General features: G+C 72.0%; 13 protein-coding genes. 6 read left to right on the top strand and 7 right to left on the bottom strand.

Features of this window, described 5'->3' with window-relative positions; genetic code table 11:
* Positions 1-39 precede the first annotated feature (39 nt).
* From KSO97_RS15255 to KSO97_RS15245, 3 genes are read left to right on the top strand one after another with little or no spacing between them, the layout of a single operon-like run.
* Complete coding sequence (locus tag KSO97_RS15255) at positions 40-1,236, top strand: MoxR family ATPase (RefSeq protein ID WP_232680367.1); 1,197 nt, start codon at positions 40-42, stop codon at positions 1,234-1,236.
* Positions 1,164-2,096, top strand: a complete 933-nt coding sequence (locus tag KSO97_RS15250) for a DUF58 domain-containing protein (protein WP_232680365.1) — start codon at positions 1,164-1,166, stop codon at positions 2,094-2,096. The genes KSO97_RS15255 and KSO97_RS15250 overlap by 73 nt, the downstream gene beginning before the upstream one ends.
* The gene (locus KSO97_RS15245) at positions 2,093-3,061 is read left to right on the top strand and encodes a VWA domain-containing protein (protein ID WP_232680363.1); all 969 of its coding nucleotides are present in this window, start codon (positions 2,093-2,095) and stop codon (positions 3,059-3,061) included. The genes KSO97_RS15250 and KSO97_RS15245 overlap by 4 nt, the downstream gene beginning before the upstream one ends.
* Positions 3,062-3,514: 453 nt before the next feature.
* Here the strand turns inward: KSO97_RS15245 and KSO97_RS15240 are convergent, their stop codons facing one another.
* The 3 genes from KSO97_RS15240 to tmk are packed head-to-tail and all read right to left on the bottom strand — an operon-like array spanning position 3,515 to position 6,957.
* A complete protein-coding gene (locus tag KSO97_RS15240; protein ID WP_232680360.1) occupies positions 3,515-5,071 on the bottom strand; it encodes an alpha/beta hydrolase in 1,557 nt (518 codons plus the stop codon).
* Positions 5,072-5,116: 45 nt separating this feature from the next.
* Complete coding sequence (locus KSO97_RS15235; RefSeq protein ID WP_232680358.1) at positions 5,117-6,307, bottom strand: DNA polymerase III subunit delta'; 1,191 nt, start codon at positions 6,305-6,307, stop codon at positions 5,117-5,119.
* Positions 6,304-6,957, bottom strand: coding sequence for a dTMP kinase (gene tmk, locus KSO97_RS15230; protein WP_232680356.1), 654 nt, complete (start codon positions 6,955-6,957; stop codon positions 6,304-6,306). The genes KSO97_RS15235 and tmk overlap by 4 nt, the downstream gene beginning before the upstream one ends.
* A gap of 137 nt (positions 6,958-7,094) precedes the next feature.
* Here tmk and KSO97_RS15225 point away from each other — a divergent pair, with 137 nt between their 5' ends.
* Entirely contained in the window at positions 7,095-8,978 is a 1,884-nt protein-coding gene (locus tag KSO97_RS15225) for a CocE/NonD family hydrolase (protein WP_232680354.1), read from the top strand.
* Positions 8,979-9,003: 25 nt separating this feature from the next.
* On the opposite strand, the gene KSO97_RS15220 is transcribed toward KSO97_RS15225, so the two are convergent.
* A complete protein-coding gene (locus KSO97_RS15220; protein WP_232680352.1) occupies positions 9,004-9,888 on the bottom strand; it encodes a sigma-70 family RNA polymerase sigma factor in 885 nt (294 codons plus the stop codon).
* Between the two features lie 94 nt (positions 9,889-9,982).
* Here KSO97_RS15220 and KSO97_RS15215 point away from each other — a divergent pair, with 94 nt between their 5' ends.
* A complete protein-coding gene (locus KSO97_RS15215) occupies positions 9,983-10,219 on the top strand; it encodes a hypothetical protein (protein ID WP_232680350.1) in 237 nt (78 codons plus the stop codon).
* 87 nt (positions 10,220-10,306) lie between these two features.
* Here the strand turns inward: KSO97_RS15215 and topA are convergent, their stop codons facing one another.
* The 3 genes from topA to KSO97_RS15200 all read right to left on the bottom strand — a co-directional run bounded on the left by topA (position 10,307) and on the right by KSO97_RS15200 (position 16,042).
* Positions 10,307-13,030, bottom strand: a complete 2,724-nt coding sequence (topA, locus tag KSO97_RS15210; protein ID WP_232680349.1) for a type I DNA topoisomerase — start codon at positions 13,028-13,030, stop codon at positions 10,307-10,309.
* A gap of 224 nt (positions 13,031-13,254) precedes the next feature.
* On the bottom strand, positions 13,255-14,520 hold the full coding sequence (locus tag KSO97_RS15205; protein WP_232680347.1) for a DUF2510 domain-containing protein: 1,266 nt from the start codon (positions 14,518-14,520) through the stop codon (positions 13,255-13,257).
* A 58-nt stretch (positions 14,521-14,578) separates the two neighbouring features.
* On the bottom strand, positions 14,579-16,042 hold the full coding sequence (locus KSO97_RS15200) for a methyltransferase (protein WP_308188322.1): 1,464 nt from the start codon (positions 16,040-16,042) through the stop codon (positions 14,579-14,581).
* Between the two features lie 67 nt (positions 16,043-16,109).
* Here KSO97_RS15200 and KSO97_RS15195 point away from each other — a divergent pair, with 67 nt between their 5' ends.
* Positions 16,110-17,411 carry an Ig-like domain repeat protein gene (locus KSO97_RS15195; protein WP_232680345.1) on the top strand — a complete coding sequence of 434 codons (1,302 nt, stop codon included), beginning with the start codon at positions 16,110-16,112 and terminating at the stop codon, positions 17,409-17,411.
* Positions 17,412-17,461: the final 50 nt, after the last annotated feature.

Here is a 17,461-nt window from a genome sequence, read left to right as displayed (position 1 = left end):
CTCAGCCTGCGTTGGGCATCTTCTGCCACTGTGGACGCCATGACGCACGACTCGTCCCCGCCCGCTGCCGCGTCCGACGTCGTCGGCACCGACGCGCCCGAGGACGCCGTCGCCGCCGAGGCGCGGATCGCCGAGGCGGCCCAGGTGCTGGAGCGGGCGCTCATCGAGGTCAAGAAGGTCGTCGTCGGCCAGGACGCGATGGTCGAGCGGATGCTGGTCGGCCTGCTGGCGCGCGGTCACCTGCTGCTCGAGGGCGTGCCCGGTGTGGCGAAGACGCTGGCCGTGCGCACGCTCGCCGACGTCGTGGGCGGCAGCTTCGCGCGGCTGCAGTTCACCCCCGACCTGATGCCCGGCGACATCACCGGCACCCGGGTCTGGCGAGCCAGCCACGAGTCGTTCGAGGTCGAGCGCGGCCCGATCTTCGCCAACCTCGTGCTCGCCGACGAGATCAACCGTGCGCCCGCCAAGGTGCAGTCCGCGCTGCTCGAGGCGATGGCGGAGAAGCAGGTCAGCATCGCCGGCACCAGCCACCGACTGCCCGACCCGTTCCTGGTACTCGCCACCCAGAACCCGGTCGAGTCCGAGGGCGTCTACCGGCTGCCTGAGGCTCAGCGCGACCGCTTCCTGCTGAAGGTGGACGTGCCCTACCCGACCGGGCAGGAGGAGTTCGAGATCCTGCACCGGATGTCGGTCGACCCGCCGCGGGCGCAGCGACTGCTCACGCCGGAGGACGTCGTCACCCTGCAAGGCGTCGCCGACCGCGTGTTCGTGCACCACTCGGTGATGTCGTACCTGGTGAACCTGACCGTCGCGACCCGCGATCCCGCCCGCTACGGCCTGCCGCACCTGGCCGGCGTCATCGAGCTCGGTGTCAGTCCGCGTGCCTCGCTCGGCATGCTCGCGGCCGGCCGGGCGCTCGCCTTGCTGCGCGGCCGCTCCTACGTCCTGCCCTCCGACGTCGCCGAGATCGCCGGCGACGTGATGAGTCACCGGCTCCTGCTCACCTTCGACGCCGTCGCGGACGGCGCCGACCCCCGCGCCGTCGTCGCCGACGTGCTGCGCGCGGTCCCCCAGCCGCACGTGGCCACCCGAGAGCAGTCCGCGTGGGCCCGACGGGCCCGGTGCCCCAGCCAGTACCTCTGGGCAGCACCGATCCGGAGACGGTGTTCGCGACCCTCGACCTCGCCGTCCGACGTCGTCTGCCCGGACGCCTGCACGGTGAGCAGGCCGGCCTGACGCTCGGGTCGGGCACCGACCCGGAGGAGATCGTGCGCTACCGCCCCGGTGAGCACGACGTCCGCCGGATGGACTGGAACGTCACCGCGCGCGTCGGCGAACCGCACGTGTGGCGCCCCCAGGCCACCCACGAGCTCGAGGCCTGGGTGCTGGTCGACGACAGCCCGTCGATGGCCTTCGGCACCGCGGCGCTGGAGAAGCGCGACCTCGCGGCGGGGGCGGCGGCGGCGATCGGGCTCCTCACCCAAGGCCCCGGCAACCGGCTCGGCGCCGGCTACCTCACCGCCGGCGGGGTGCGCTGGGAGGCACCGCTCCCCTGCCGCGCTGCGGCCCAACGCGCACTGCGTCGACGGGGCGGCGACGCCCCGACCCCCGCCCCACCACGTGCAGAGGCTCCCGACCTGGCCCGCGCGATCCGCGAGCTGGCGGCCCGCCACCCGCGACCCGGCGTCCGCGTCGTCGTCAGCGACCTCGTCGAGGCCGACGGGAGGACCGATCGTCCCTTCGCCTGGGAGGTTCCCCTGCGCCGACTCGCCGCGCGCCACGAGGTCCTCCTCGTCGAGGTCGTCGACCCTCGCGAGCTCGAGCTGCCCGACGTCGGGGTGCTCACCCTGCGCGACCCCGAGAGCGGACGTCGTCGCGAGGTCGCGACCTCTGACCGGCGCCTGCGCGAGCGCTACGCCGCTGCGGCAGCCGAGCACCGGTCGGCGACCGCGGCGGCCGTGCGCGCGGCTCGCGCCCAGCACGTCACCCTGCGCACCGACCGCGACTGGGTGCGCGACCTCGCGCGCCACCTGCACCGCGCCGCCGTCCGGCCGAACGCACGGACCGCGCCGTCGATCACCCCGGGGACGCGATGAGACTCGCCGAGCCGTCCTGGCTGTGGCTGCTCGTCCCGGTGGCGGTGCTGGCCCTGCTGTACCTGCTGCAGCGCCGCCGCAGCGGGCGGTACGCCGTCACGTTCGCGACGCTGCCGATGCTCGACCGGCTGGTGGCGGAGCGTCCGCAGTGGCGCCGCCACCTGCCGCCACTGCTGCTCGCGCTGACGTTCGTCACGATGTGCGTCGCGGCCGCCCACCCCCAGGTCGACCGGCAGGTGCCGCGCGAGCGCGCGACGGTGATGGTGGTCGTCGACGTCTCGCTCTCGATGCAGGCCACCGATGTGGAGCCCGACCGGCTGACTGCGGCACGCGCCGCGGCGAAGAGCTTCATCGAGGGGCTGCCGGGGGGCTTCAACGTCGGTGTCGTCGAGTTCGCCGGCTCGGCCACGGTGCTCGCCAAGCCGAGCACCGATCACGCCGGCGCGATCGACGCGCTCGACCGGCTGCAGCTCGCCGAGGGAACCGCCATCGGCGACGGCGTCCTCACCTCGCTCGCGCAGATCGAGGCGATCGCCGCCGAGAGCACACCGGAGTCCGGCGCCGAGGACCAGGAGCAGGTGCCCGCGCACGTCGTGCTGCTCAGCGACGGCACCAACACCGTCGGCAGCAGCCTCGACCAGGCCGCCACCGCGGCCGTGGAGGACGGCGTGCCGGTCTCCACGATCGCCTACGGCACGCCCGACGGCACCGTGATGGTGGAGGGCCAGCTCGTGCCCGTGCCCGTCGACGAGGCGTCGCTGGACTCCTTCGCCTCCGCCACCGGTGGCGAGAGCTACGCGGCGGAGTCGGCATCGGAGCTGAAGGAGGTCTACGGCGACATCCAGTCCGCCATCGGCTTCCGCACCGAGCCGCGCGACGTCACCTCCTACGCCGTCGCGGTCGCCCTGCTGCTGGGACTCCTCGCTGCCGGTCTCTCCATCCGCTGGTTCGGCCGCGTGGTCTGATCCGAGCGCAGTCCGAGTGACGGAGGAACCGACACGCTCGACCACCGGTGGTGAGGGTCTCGACAGGCTCGACCACCGGGTCGGTCATCGAGCGTGCCGAGATGGGGTGAGGGTCTCGACAGGCTCGACCACCGGGTCGGTCATCGAGCGTGCCGAGATGGGGTGACGGTCTCGACAGGCTCGACCACCGGGTCGGTCATCGAGCGTGCCGAGATGGGGTGACGGTCTCGACAGGCTCGACCACCGGGTCGGTCATCGAGCGTGCCGAGATGGGGTGAGGGTCTCGACAGGCTCGACCACCGGGTCGGTCATCGAGCGTGTCGAGATGGGGTGAGGGTCTCGACAGGCTCGACCACCGGGTGGGTCATCGAGCGTGCCGAGATGGGGTGACGGTCTCGACAGGCTCGACCACCGGAGGAACGGGGTTTCGAGACCCTCGGCCGTCGTCCTACGTCAGCACTCCGTGCCGTCGTCGGGCACCACGTCGTCGATCAGGAATGCCTCGACGGCCGCGTCGATGCAGGGGTTGCCCTGGTTGTAGGCGGTGTGACCGTCGCCGTCGCGGCTGAGGAGGACCCCGGAGTCGAGCTGCTGTGCCAGGGCCACGGCCTCCTCGTAGGGCGTGGCGGGGTCGCGGGTGGTGCCGATGACCAGGATCGGCGCGGCGCCGGCCGCCTTGATCGCCGGGGCCTCCTCCGTGGCCGCGACCTCGATGCCGGCGCACCCGAGCAGGCCCCAGGCGAAGACCCGACCGAAGGTCGGCGACGCATCGTCGAAGCGCGGGAGGAGATCCGCGATCTCATCGGGCTGCACCGACGTCGGGTCGTCGAGGCAGCTGATCGCGATGTTGGCCTCGATCAGGTTGCTCTGGAAGCCACCGGAGAAGGTGTCGCGCTGGGAGTAGGAGTCCGCGAGGGTCAGCAGCACAGTGCCGTCCCCGCCGATCGCCGTGCGCAGACCCTGGTCGAGATAGACCCAGTTCTTCTCGTTGTAGAGCGGCGCGACGATGCCGTAGAAGGCGTTGCCGACGGTGAGCTCGCGCCCGAGCATGGTCGAGAGCGGCTGGGTCGTGAGCCCGTCGAGGAGGCCGCTGATGGTGGCGAGACCGGACTCGACGTCGTCGCCGAGGAAGCACCCACCGCCGTCCACGCAGTGCTGGACGTAGGACTCCAGCGCCCGCTGGAACCCGGCGGCCTGACTCAGCGAGTCCTCCACCCGGCCCAGCTTCGGGTTCGTCGCGCCGTCGAGCACGAACCGGCCCACGTTCTCCGGGAACAGCGAGGCGTAGGTCGAGCCGAGGGTCGTCCCGTAGGAGAAACCCAGGTAGTCCAGCGCGTCCTCGCGCAGAGCCCCGCGCAGGACGTCGAGATCGCGCGCGACCTCCACCGTGGTGACGTGGCCGATCAGAGCGTCGCTGTTGGCGACGCAGCCGGCGAAGAACGTCTGCATCTCGCCCATCAGCCCGGCGAGCTCCTCGGGCGAGTCGGGAACCGGGTCGGCGGCCAGGTAGGAGTCGAGCTGGTCGTCGGAGACGCAGTCGATCGGGTCGGAGGCGCCCGTGCCGCGGGGATCGAATCCGACGATGTCGTAGTGGTCGCGCAAGTTCTGCGGGAAGTAGGAGCCGGCCTGGTCGACCATGGTCGTGCCGCCGACTCCCGGGCCACCGGGGTTGACCACCAGGGTGCCGACGCGCTCATCGGGCTCGGCGGCGGGCAGCCGCTTCAGGGCGATCGCGACGACTGCGCCGTCCGGATCGGTGTAGTCGACCGGTACCTCGAGGGTGCCGCACTCGACGGCGTCGCAGGGAGTCCAGTCGACGAGCTGGTCGTAGAAGCCGGTGAGTCGGCGCGGCACGTTCACCGGATCGCCGGTCGCCTCGGCGCCCTGCGGCATCGACTCACGATCGTCGGCCCGCGGCCCGGCGTCGTCGTCGGTGAGGACGAACGCGGCGAGCGTGCCGCCGCCGACGCCGAGCGCCATCACCAGCACCCCGATGACGATCCACGTCATCTGTCGCTTCACGGCTCGACCACGGCGTCGATCACACGGACTCCTTCAACTGCGAGGCACGACCAGCGCGACCATCATGGCTTCCAACGCCAAAGCCATCGGCACGTTGAACTCCAACATCTGCTCTCTGGCCTCGAAGATCGCCTCGATCCGCCGCAGGTTCAGCTCCGGGGTGGAGTTCTCGACCAGCATCTCGACGTCGGCGCGCGCCTCCTCGTTGATCAGCCGGCCCGGCGCACCCAGCGCGACGGCGATGGCGTCGCGGTAGACCGAGACGAGATCCATGAGCCCGCGGTCGACGACGTCGAGCTGGCGCCGCTTGGCGCGCGTCTTCTGCGCACGTTCCAGGGCCGCGAGCGCCGGCGCATACTCGCGGGGGCGGCGACCCCGTTCGACGACGCCGTAGCCCGCGTCGAGCTCGGACTTCTCGCGCGCGTCGAGCTCGGTGGTGATCGCGTCCGCCTCCTCCTTCGCCATGTCGGCGAGTTGGGTGGCGGCGTGCATGCACGCACCCAGGGAGCGCAGTCGCGCCGGCACGGCGACGATCTCGCGGCGGCGGTTGCGGGTCGACTCGTCGCGGGCCAGGGCCCTGGCTCGCCCGATGTGGCCCTGGCTGGCGTAGGCGGCGTAGGTGGCCAGCGCCGCCGCGACGCCGTCGTGGCGCACCAGGTAGCCGGCGATCTGCTCGGCGGCCGGTGTGGTCAGGGTGAGCTGGCGACACCGCGAACGGATCGTCGGTAGGACGTCTTCGACGCTCGGCGCGCAGAGCATCCAGATCGTGCGCGGCGTGGGCTCCTCGATCGCCTTGAGCAGCGCGTTGCAGGCCTGCTCGGTGAGCCGGTCGGCGTCCTCGACGATCAGGATCTGCCAGCGTGGTCCGGACGGCGCCAGCGCCGAGCGCCGCACCAGGTCGCGGACCTCGTCGACACCGATCGAGAGCTTCTCGGTGCGCACGCGGGCTATGTCGGCGTGGCTGCCGGCCATGGCCGTACGGCAGTCGTGGCAACGCCCGCATCCAGGCCCGGGCGCGCCACCTTCGGCGGAGCCGGCAGGCGTGGCGCACTGCAGCGCGGCGGCGAAGGCGACGGCGGCGTTGGACCGTCCAGAGCCCGGTGGACCGGTGAACAGCCACGCGTGGCTCATGCCCTGGCCGGCGGCGGCGCGCCGCAGCAGTGCGACGGCGTGGGACTGGCCGATCAGGTCGGAGAAGACGCTCTCGTCCGCTGCGACACTCATCGGTCTGCCTGCGCCAGCAGCGGTCGGACGGCGTCACGGATCGCGGTCTCGATGGTCTCGATATCGGACCGGGCGTCGAGCACGAGGTAGTGCTCGGGGTCGGCAGCGGCCATCGCGACGAAGGCATCCCGCACGCGCTGATGGAACTCCAGCGACTCGCCCTCGATGCGATCGCGCCCCTCGAACCTGCCCAGGCCCGCCTCCGGCTCGAGGTCGAGGACGACGGTCAGGTGCGGCCGCAGGTCGCCGGTCGCCCAGCGGGCCACGGCCTCGACCTCGCCGACGTCGAGGATGCGGCCCGCGCCCTGGTAGGCGAGCGTGGAGTCGACGTAGCGGTCGGTGATCACGACCTCGCCGCGGTTCAGCGCGGGCCACACGACGGTGTCGACGTGCTCGGCCTTGTCCGCGATGTAGAGCAGCGCCTCGGTGCGGTCGGACAGCTCGCCGGTCTCGGGGCTGAGCACGATGCGGCGCAGCTCGGCGCCGACGAGGGTGTCGCCGGGCTCGTGCGTGAGCCGCGCGTGGAAGCCCTCGCGGGCCAGCCAGCCGGCGAGCCGGCGCGACTGGGTCGACTTGCCGGAGCCGTCGCCCCCCTCGAAGCACACGAAGACCCCGCGCTCGGCGTAGACGGGCTGGCCGGAGGTACTCACGGAGTCGAACCTACGAGCCCACGCCGACAGCGGCCAGACCGGGGCCGTCCGGGGCGCGCGAGAGCAACGGAGGCATCGACCCGTCGCCCCGCCCGGGCTGGACGTGACCGTCGACACTCCCGTTCGTTGAGACCTCTGTGAAACACCTGCCGACCCTGCTCCGTCGTCCCGTGATGCTGCTCGCGTCAGGTCTCGCCGCCGCCCTGATCGGGACGTCGTTGCCCGACGGCGTCGCCGCGAGCGCCGCGCAGACGCCGGGCCGGACACCGGGCCAGAGCGCGGCCCAGACCCGTGCCGCCGCCAAGCCGTTCACCGTCACGCCGCTGTGGTTCCGGGTCGAGGTGGGACCCGACCGCGCGACCACGTGCCTGGTCGTCGCCGACCTGTACCTCCCTCGCGCGGCGTCGCGCACGCGACCGGTGCCCGCGATCATGGCGACCAACGGGTTCGGCGGGTCGAAGGACGGGCTGGCGGGCTACGGGCGCGAGTTCGCGCGTCAGGGCTACGCGCTGCTGGCCTACTCCGGGCTCGGCTTCGGCGGCTCCTCCTGCGCCATCCACCTCGACGACCCGTTGTGGGACGGACGCGCCGCCCAGCAGCTGGTGAGCTACCTCGGCGGCGCCACCGGCGCGGCCTTCCTCGACGCCGATCTGACCCGCCCGGCCCCCGCGCTGCAGGTGATCCGCCGCGACACGCGCGACCACACCGGCCGTCGCAGCGTCAACGACCCCCGCGTCGGCATGGTGGGTGGCTCCTACGGCGGGGGTGCCCAGTTCGCGGCTGCCGCCGAGGACCCCCGCATCGACGCCATCGTGCCGCTGGCCACCTGGAACGACCTCTCCTACTCCCTCGCCCCCAACAACGTCGCCGGCCAGGGTGTCGTCGCGGGAGTGCCTGGCGCACCCAAGACCAACTGGGCGCTGGGATTCGTGGCCGCCGGGGTCGCGTCCGGCCTGACCAACCTGCCCGCGGACACGCCGCGCCTGATCGGCTGTCCCAACTTCGAGACGTGGGTCTGCAGCTCCCTGGCCCTCGCCGGTGTCACCGGCACGATCGACGCCACGACGCAGGGTCGACTGCACCGGCGATCCGTCGCCGGCTTCATCGACCGGATCCGGATCCCCACGCTGCTCGGGCAGGGGCAGGGCGACACGCTCTTCAACCTCAACGAGGCGGTCGCGACCTACGAGGCGCTGCGATCGCGCGGCGTGCCGACCCAGATGATCTGGTTCAACGGCGGCCACTCCGCCGACTTCGCGCCGGGTGAGATCGACGAGTTCGCAGTCGACACGCGGCGTCAGTACGTCGCGGGTCGCATCAAGGGGTGGTTCGACCGCTACCTGAAGGACCTCGACGTCTCCACCGGTCCCGGCTTCACCTACTTCCGCGACTGGGTCCGCTACCGCGGCAATGCCCGTCCCGCCTACGGCACCGCGCCGCGCTACCCCCTGCCCTCGCAGGCGAGGCTCTATCTCTCCGGCTCGGCCCTGGTGCCGGACACGGCGAGCGCCCGCGCCGTCTCCCGGTCGCTCCTGACGCCGCCCGCCGGCGCGCCGACGTCGTTCGACCCGCTCGACGTCTTCGGCGGCGCCGTCCCCGTGCCGCTCCCGGAGCTCGATCTGCCCGGCACGGCGCTCGACTTCACGACCGCCCCGCTGCCCGAGCCGTTCGTCGTCGCCGGGGTGCCCACCCTGCGGCTCGGCGTGTCGGCCCCGCTGGCCGAGGTGACCGGCATCGCCGGCTCCGTCGGCGGCCTCACGCTGTTCGTCAAGCTGCTTGACGTCGCGCCCGACGGCACCACGACCCTCATCCGCAACCTGGTCGCGCCGGCGAGGGTCCTGGATCCGCAGAATCGGTTCACGGTCCGGCTCCCGGCCATCGTGCACCGGTTCAAGACCGGGCACCGGGTACGGCTCGTCGTCGCGGGCGGATCGACGAACTACCGCAGCGGCCCCGTGCCGATGCCGGTGACCATCACCACCGGAGCGTCTCAGGTGCTCACGCTTCCGACGCCGGGCTGAGCCTGGAGCCACGCTGAGTGCGGGTTCAGCGGCGGCGCACCGTCGCCAGCAGTGCCGGCTCCGCGCGGAAGACGATGCTCGCGACGCGTCCGTCGACGATGGTGAAGTCGAAGGCGACCTTGGCCTCTCCACGATTGATCCACGCCGCGCCGGGCCGGCCGTCCACGAACGACGCGAATGCCGCACTCGCCGCACCGTTGAAGAAGGCGGCGACCTCGTCGCGTCCCTCGATGCGTTCGGGCGTGCCCATCAGGACCGCGGCCGCATCGGCTCCGATCACGCTGTCGGGGGCGAGCAGGTCGAGCAGTCGGGCGAAGTCCCCTTCCCGTGCCGCCGCCAGGAAGGCGTCGACGATCTCCCAGTCGGCGAGGCGGTCCTCCGGCGTCGGCTGCCCGATCTTGGCGCGCGCCCGGGAGGCGAGCTTGCGCGCCGCGGCGTCGCTGGTGTCGAGCACGGAGGCGATCGTGGCGAAGTCGAACCCGAAGCTGTCGTGCAGCACGAACGCCACCCGCTCGGCCGGGCTCAACCGGCTGAGCACGACCTCCAACGCCAACCCGACGGTGTCGGCCAGGGCGATCGCATCGGCCGGGTCGACCGGCGCCGTGGCGCCCCGGTCCGGCTCGGTCAGCCCCGGGTGCTCGGCGGGATCCATCGGCGCGGGGACCCGCTGGCGGAGCCGGTCGAGGCAGAGGCGGGTCGTGACCGTCGTCAGCCAACCCGGCAGATTCTCGATCGGTGCGACGTCGTCCCTGACGTCGGCGTGGTCGTGCCACCGCAGCCAGGCCCGCTGCACGACGTCCTCGGCCTCGGCGGCGTCGCCGAGCATCCGGGTCGCCAGGTGCGTCAGACGCGGGCGCTCGGCCTCGAACGCAGCGGGGTCCGGCGTAGGACGGGAATCGGGGCTGGCCATGGTGGTCACACTTTCATCGCGGGGATCGTCATCACCATGACGACGGCGGAGCGCGCGTTGTGACCCGCACCCACCCCCCACACCAGGAGAACCGATGAAGACGATGACCTGCCAGCAGCTCGGCGGCCCCTGCGACCTCGCCCACCGCGGCGAGACCGCCGATGAGGTGATCCAGGCTCAGGACCGCCACCTCAAGGACGCGGTGAAGGCCGGCGACACTGCGCACGAGCCAGCACGCAACGACATGAAGGGCCGCTGGCGTCACCCGAAGAAGTCGCTCGGTTGGTACAACGGCGTCAAGGAGACCTTCGCCGACCTTCCCTCCGACTGAGCCGCGGGTAGTCGGACGCACCGAGAAAGCCGACACGCCGACGTCCCTGGCGGGGTCGTCGCGTGTCGGCGTCGTCGGTGGGTCTGACTACGAGGACTTCTTGGCAGCAGCCTTCTTCGCCGTCTTCTTCGCGGCGGTCTTCTTCGCGGCGGTCTTGGTCGCCTTCTTGGCGGTCTTCTTCGCGCCCGCCTTCTTCGCGGCCTTCTTCGCCGGACCGCGCTCGCGACGCTCGGCGAGCAGCTCCGCGGCACGCTCGAGGGTGATCGACTCGACGGTGTCGTCCTTGCGCAGGGTGGCGTTGTACTCGCCGTCGGTGACGTACTCGCCGAAGCGACCCGACTTCACCACGACCGGCTGCCCCGAGACGGGATCGTTGCCGAGCTCCTTGAGCGGCGGAGCCGCGGCGGCACGCCCGCGCTGCTTGGGTTGGGCATAGATCGCCAACGCCTCGTCGAGGGTGACGGTGAAGAGCTGGTCCTCGCTGGTCAACGACCGCGAATCGGTGCCCTTCTTCAGGTACGGCCCGTAGCGGCCGTTCTGGGCAGTGATCTCCACGCCCTCGGCGTCGTTCGGGTCGACGCCGACCACGCGCGGCAACGACAGCAGCTTGACGGCGTCCTCGAGGGTGATCGTGTCCAGCGACATCGACTTGAAGAGCGAGCCCGTACGCGGCTTGGCGTTCTTCTTCGCGTCCTCGGGAAGGTCCTCGGTCACGTAGGGACCGAAGCGGCCGTTCTTCGCGATCACCCGCAGCCCGGTCTCCGGGTGCACTCCGAGCTCGATCTCCTCGCCCGCAGGATTGGCGAACAGCTCCGTCGCCTTCTCCACGGTGAGCTCGTCGGGCGGGAGGTCGTCGGGCACGTTGGCGCGCTTGCCGGCGGGGTTCCCCTCGTCGTCGGGACCCTCCAGGTAGGGGCCGTACCGACCGACGCGCAGGTTGATGCCCAGCTCCGGGTCGCCGACCGGGAAGGTGGCCAGCTCGCGGGCGTCGATGTCGCCGAGCTCGGTCACGAGCGTGTGCAGGCCCTGCACGCGGTCCGAGCCGTAGTAGAACTCCTGCAGCTCGCTGACGCGGTCCTTGCGTCCGCCCGCGATCTCGTCGAGGACGTCCTCCATCAGCGCGGTGAACTCGTAGGAGACCTGTCGCGGGAAGTGCTCCTCCAGCAGCCGGATCACCGAGAACGCCAGCCAGGCCGGCACCAGCGCCGTGCCCTTCTTGTAGACGTAGCCGCGGTTGAGGATGGTGCCGATGATCGAGGCGTAGGTCGAGGGCCGGCCGATCTCGCGGTCCTCCAGCTCCTTGATCAGCGTCGCCTCGGTGAAGCGGGCCGGCGGCTTGGTCTCGTGACCGTTGGCCGAGACCGACGCCGCCGCGACGGCGTCCCCCTCGGCGAGGGAGGGAAGCCGGGTCTCCTGGTCGTCCTTGGCGCCGCCGTCGTCGGTGCCCTCGACGTAGGCCTTCAGGAAGCCGTGGAAGGTGATCACCCGGCCGGACGCGGAGAACACGACGTCCTCGCTGCGCCCTGCGACGGGGGCGGCGGCGCCTCCCAGACGCACGGACACCGACTGTCCGGTCGCGTCCTTCATCTGCGAGGCGACCGTGCGCATCCAGATCAGCTCGTAGAGACGGAACTGGTCGCCGGTCAGGCCGGTCTGGGCAGGAGTGCGGAACGACTCACCCGCCGGGCGGATCGCCTCGTGCGCCTCCTGGGCGTTCTTCACCTTGCTGGCGTAGGTGCGCGGCGCGTCCGGCAGGTACTCCGCGCCGTAGAGCTCGCGCACCTGCGACCGAGCCGCCGAGACCGCGCCGTCCGACAGCGTGGTCGAGTCGGTACGCATGTAGGTGATGTAGCCGTTCTCGTACAGCCGCTGCGCGACCGACATCGTCACCGAGGCGCTCATGCCGAGCTTGCGGCTGGCCTCCTGCTGCATCGTCGTGGTGCGGAACGGTGCGTACGGCGAACGGCGGTAGGGCTTGGACTCCACCGAGCGGACGGCGAAGTCGGTGTCGGCCAGCGCGACGGCGAGAGCCTCGGCCCGCGGACGGTCGAGGTGGACGACGTCGGACGAGGTGAGCTGGCCGTCCTGGCCGAAGTTGCGACCGGACGCCACGCGCACGCCGTCGACGGAGTACAGCTTCGCCGGGAACATCCGCGGGTCGTGGCTGGCGCCGGCGTCGAAGGTGCCCTCGAGATCCCAGTAGGAGGCGACCTTGAACTTGATCCGCTCGCGCTCGCGATCGACCACCAGGCGCGTGGCCACCGACTGCACGCGGCCGGCGGAGAGGCCGGACATGACCTTCTTCCACAGCACCGGGCTGACCTCGTAGCCGTAGAGGCGGTCGAGGATGCGGCGGGTCTCCTGGGCCTCGACGAGATCCATCGCGAGCTCGCGCGGGTTCTCGGCGGCCTCGAGGATCGCCTGCTTGGTGATCTCGTGGAAGACCATCCGCTTGACCGGGATGTTCTTCGGCTTCAGCTCGTCCAGGAGGTGCCAGGCGATCGCCTCCCCCTCGCGGTCCTCATCGGTGGCGAGGAAGAGCTCGTCGGCGTCCTTGAGCAGGCCCTTGAGCTTGGAGATGTGCGACTTCTTGTCGCGCGGCACGACGTAGTAGGGCGTGAACTCGTTCTCGACGTCGACCGCCAGGCGGCCCCACGGCTTGTCCTTGATCTTGGCCGGCGTGTCGGCCGCGTTGTTGGGCAGGTCGCGGATGTGGCCGATGGACGACTCCACGACGTAGCCGTCGCCGAGGTACCCGCCGATGGTGCGGGCCTTCGCCGGGGACTCGACGATCACCAACTTGTGCGACACGGACCTTCACTCCTCACCATGAGCGCCCGGTGAGCGCGGCCGACACGGCGACCGCAGGGCGCTCAGTGCGGAACGGTAGCGCGTGCACGTGACCGCATCGTCCTCAGTGGCTCTGCGGTGGGGCACGGCCGCGGCCGGGGTCTCGACGCCGGAACGGAGCGGTGCTGCAGCTGCGAATCAGTCGCCAGGCCCCGTCGACAGGGCCCGGACGGACGCCGACGGCGTCAGCGGGCCAGCCGCAGGAGCCCCTGCTGCTCGGCCTGCTGACCGATCAGGGCGTCGTCGCCGATCGGGACCACGCTGACGTAGAGCCCGAAGGACAACGGGTCGCCGACGTCGACCACGGTGACCACGACCCGGTCGCCCTCGACGCTGAGCTCGGGGTTGTCGACGCGGATCTCGCTGGTCACGCTCCACGCGGGGCGGCCGTCGACCTCGACCGCCTCCGAGGACACGTCGGTGCGTCCGCTGACGTTCTCGTAGAAGACCGGCGACTGCTCCATGCAGGTCATCACCGCCTCGGCGGCCTGCTGGGGGTTGCCGAACCCGTTGGCGCGCTTGAGACCCCCGAGCGCATAGACGGCCACCCAGCCCGACGTCTCGGTCTGCTCGATGATGCGCGAGGGCGCGACCACGCCGTCCGCGAAGGTGAAGGCAGCGGCCTGGTCCAGGCCCGTACCGGCGGCGAAGCCGGCGATCTCGGGCATCTGCAGCCCGCCGCCGACCAGGAAGCGGCCTTGCTCCCCGATCACGCCGGCCTGCGGGAGGCCTCCGGCGCACTGCAGTTGGGTGGGTGCCGGTTGCCCGGTCCCCGGGTCCGTCCCGGTGCTCGGGTCGGGGTCGCTCGGCTCCGGGTCCTCGCTCGGGCTCGGACCGGCGTCCGGACCACCGTCGGGGCCGGGTCGCGCGGGTGTCGACGTGCCGACCGTCTCCCCGTCGTCGATCAGCCCCCGCACCACGAAGAAGGTGCCGACGCCGAGCGCCAGGGCCACGACTGCCGCGAGGAGCACGAACAGCACCGGGCGGGCGCGCCGCGGGTGGCTGCCCGGCGGGGGCGTTCCGTAGGGCTGGACTCCGTAGGGGGACTGCGGTGGCCAGGGCTGCCCGGGCGCGCCCGGGTCGTGTCCGGCGTTGCCGAACCCCGCGGACTGGCCGGAGGGCTGATAGCCGGCCTGGGGGAAGGGCGACGTCGGCGGTGCGGGCGGGAGCGCCGTCGTCGGCGTCGGATCGTCGACGGACCGGCCGCCGTCGCCCGACGCGGCGTGGCCGGCGTCGTCGGGCCTGAACTGGGTCGCGAACGGCTGGGTGTGCTCGAGCGGCGGAGCGACCGGGCTCGGAGGCGGGGTGGGGGTCGGAGTCGGTGGGACAGCAGCGCCGGGGTGGGGGCTCGTGGGATCGCCGGTCAGCTCCGCGGTCCAGACGGCGCCGTCCCAGTACCGGAACGCGCCGGATTGTCCTGCGGGGTCGGGGTACCAGCCGGGGATCGCCACGTCGTGAGGCTATCGACGTCGCGATGATCCTGCCGCGTCGCTCCGGCCGAGTCCGACGTCAGTCGGAGAGGAACCCGTCGGCGACAAGCTCGCGGACGACGGGCAGGTACTCGGCGCGGACGGCGTCGCCGTCGAGGTCGAGGAGCTCGGCGAGGGCGCCGAGGATCTGGTCGACGGTGAGGTCGCCGTCGCAGGCTCCGACGAGCGCGGCGACCACGGTGTCGGCGGTGCGGGCGCGCCGGAAACCGCGCTGCTGACGTAGGACGACGGTCTCGGGATCCTCCACGCCGATCGCTCCGTAGGTCTCCTGGACGACGTCCTCACGGGCGTGCAGGTAGGCACCGCCGTCGATGCCGGCCTGCACCGCCTCCGTCGCCTCACCCCACGCCGCGATGGCCGGTGCGATGGGCTGCTCGACGTCGTAGGGCCACTCGATCAGCTCGACCCGCGGCTGCTCGTGACCGGTGGCGCGGAGGTTGATCCACCCGAATCCGATCGCCTCGATGCCCTGCTCGTCGAACCACGACAGCCAGGTCTCGTACCGCTCGCGGTAGTCCGAGGCGCCGTGACGACCGGCGTCCTTGAGCCACAGTTCGACGTAGGAGGCGGGGTCGACGACCTCGCGCTGGACGACGAGCGCATCGTGGCCGGGCTCGACCCACGAGGCGAGTCGCTCGTCCCACGGGCGGTCGCGCTCGATGATCCAGTTGCCGAGGATCTGGCACCAGCCGCCGGGGTTCAGGTGGCGCGGCGCGGCGCACACGATGTCCTCGACGACGCGATCGCCGGGCAGCCCGGAGTCGCGGTAGACCAGCCTCTCGCCCGTCGCCGGGGAGATCACGAACGGCGGGTTGGTCGCGATCAGGTCGAATCGCTCGCCCGCCACCGGCTCGAAGAACGAGCCGTCGCGCACCTCCACGCGGTGGGTGACGTCGTTCAGCGCCGCGTTGAACCGCGCCAGCGCGAGGGCCCGCGCGTTGACGTCGGTCGCCACCACGCGCCCGCTGTGCCGCGCCAGGTGGAGTGCCTGGACGCCGCACCCGGTGCCGAGGTCGAGCGCGGTGCCGACCGGCTCGCGCAACGTCAGCTGAGCCAGCGAGGACGACGCGGCGCTGATGCCGAGCACGTGGTCGGGACCCACGCGCGCGGGGCCGCCGTCGAGGCCGGGCGTGAGGTCGCTGACGACCCACAGGTGCTGGTCGTCGGTGGCATAGGGCCGGCAGTCGAGTCGCGCGACGACCTCGCCCACGCTCATCTCGAGCAGGCCGGCGACGGCGAGCCGGTCCACGAGACCGGGCAGGGCCGCCTCGGCGGCGTCGAGGTCGACGGCGGTCTGCAGCAGGAAGAGCCGCACCAGGGTCTCCAGCGGCGTGCCGCCGCGCGTGCGCCGTCGTCCGGGCACCGTCTCGTTGCGTGCCAGCGCCTCGTGAGCGCGGGTGCCCAAGAGATCGGCGACAGCGTCGTAGGTGAAGTCGGCCGCCTGCAAGGCATCGCGAAGCCGCGGGGCGAGATGCACGTCCACGGAGGGATCCTCCCACCGATCACCGACGAGACCTCAGGTCGTGCTGTCGGCGGCCGATGGCCCGAGCATGCTGTCTCCCCAGCGCGCCGTCGGCGCCGTCGCCATCACGTCCGCTCTCGCACTCGGCACCGCGGTCGCGGCTCCGGCGAGCCTCGCCGCCGACCCGCAGCCGCGCGCCACGCATGCGGCGCAGTCCGATCTGCTCGGCGGCCTCCTCAACCTCGAGGTCATCACCGCCCCGCTGCTCGGCGGCAGTCCGCAGGTCGGCAACGTGCTGACCGCGGTGGCGCCGGTGTGGAACCTGCTCACCGGCGTGACGACGTCGGTCACCTGGTTGCGCGACGGCGTCGCGATCCCGGGCGCGACGGGGCTGTCCTACCTCTCGACCGCCCAGGACGTCGGCCGCACGATCACGGCGCAGTTCACCGGCAACGCGCTCGGTGGCCTTCTCGGCACCGTGCTCTCGCTCGTCGTACCGACCAATGGCGTCGTGGTCACCCAGGGCGCATCGCCCGTGGCCACCAAGCCCACCGCGATCAGCGGCGTTCCGCAGCTCGGCAGCACGCTGAGCGCGATCGCGCCGGTGTGGAACGTCCTGAACGTGCTCACCAGCTTCCAGTGGCTGCGCGACGGCGTGCCCATCGCGGGAGCCACCGGGCTCACCTACTCCTTGACCAGCAACGACCTCGGCCGACAGATCTCGGTGGTCGCCACCGGGCTGCTCGACGGTCTGGACCCGACCCGCAGCGTCAGCTCGTTCGTGACCGCGTTGCTCGGCGGTCGGCCGGAGATGGTCGAGGCGCCGAAGGTCGTCGGCGGGGCGAGCGTGGGCAGTCTGCTCACCGCCGACCCCGGCGAGTGGACCCAGAAGATCGAGTTCGTCTTCCAGTGGTTGCGCGACGGCGTGCCGATCACGGGCGCCACTGCCTCCACCTACACCACCACCGCCGCCGACGCGGGCCGCGAGGTCGCCGTCAAGGTCGTGCCCGACATCACCGGCTACGACGGGGCAGCCGCCACCACCGGCGCCCACCTGGTCGACAAGCTCGCCTCGCTCACGGCGCTCAAGCCCGCCTCACGGCAGGTCACCCGCGGCACGACCGCCGTGGTCAAGCTGGCGGTGTACGCAGCCAGCGGCGCGCCGTCCGGTGAGCTCGCGCTGCTCGACGGGTCGACGGTGGTCCAGCGCTTCCCGCTGCCCGGCGGCAGCGAGCTGCAGGTGGTCACCGCGCGGCTGAGCAAGCTCGGTGTCGGCACCCACCGACTGCGCGCCGTCTACCTGGGCGACGACCGCACCGCGGCGACCGCCTCGAACGTCGCCGTCCTGAAGGTGGTCAAGGCCAAGAAGGGCAAGAAGTCCGGCCGCTGACACCACGCTCGACCTCACGCACGACGGGGCCCGCCCCGGGCGCCCGCGCG

The sequence above is a fragment of the Nocardioides sp. R-C-SC26 genome (assembly GCF_021246465.1).
Classification (GTDB): Bacteria; Actinomycetota; Actinomycetes; order Propionibacteriales; family Nocardioidaceae; genus Nocardioides.
Note: the sequence above shows the minus strand (reverse complement) of the source record. Positions and strands in the feature narration are given on the sequence as shown.

Coding starts and splice junctions, on each gene's coding strand:
- KSO97_RS15215 (WP_232680350.1), top strand. CDS start 9,983: ATGAAGACGATGACCTGCCAGCAGCTCGGCGGCCCCTGCGACCTCGCC.
- KSO97_RS15255 (WP_232680367.1), top strand. CDS start 40: ATGACGCACGACTCGTCCCCGCCCGCTGCCGCGTCCGACGTCGTCGGC.
- KSO97_RS15245 (WP_232680363.1), top strand. CDS start 2,093: ATGAGACTCGCCGAGCCGTCCTGGCTGTGGCTGCTCGTCCCGGTGGCG.
- KSO97_RS15195 (WP_232680345.1), top strand. CDS start 16,110: ATGCTGTCTCCCCAGCGCGCCGTCGGCGCCGTCGCCATCACGTCCGCT.
- KSO97_RS15240 (WP_232680360.1), bottom strand. CDS start 5,071: ATGACGTGGATCGTCATCGGGGTGCTGGTGATGGCGCTCGGCGTCGGC.
- KSO97_RS15235 (WP_232680358.1), bottom strand. CDS start 6,307: ATGAGTGTCGCAGCGGACGAGAGCGTCTTCTCCGACCTGATCGGCCAG.
- KSO97_RS15220 (WP_232680352.1), bottom strand. CDS start 9,888: ATGGCCAGCCCCGATTCCCGTCCTACGCCGGACCCCGCTGCGTTCGAG.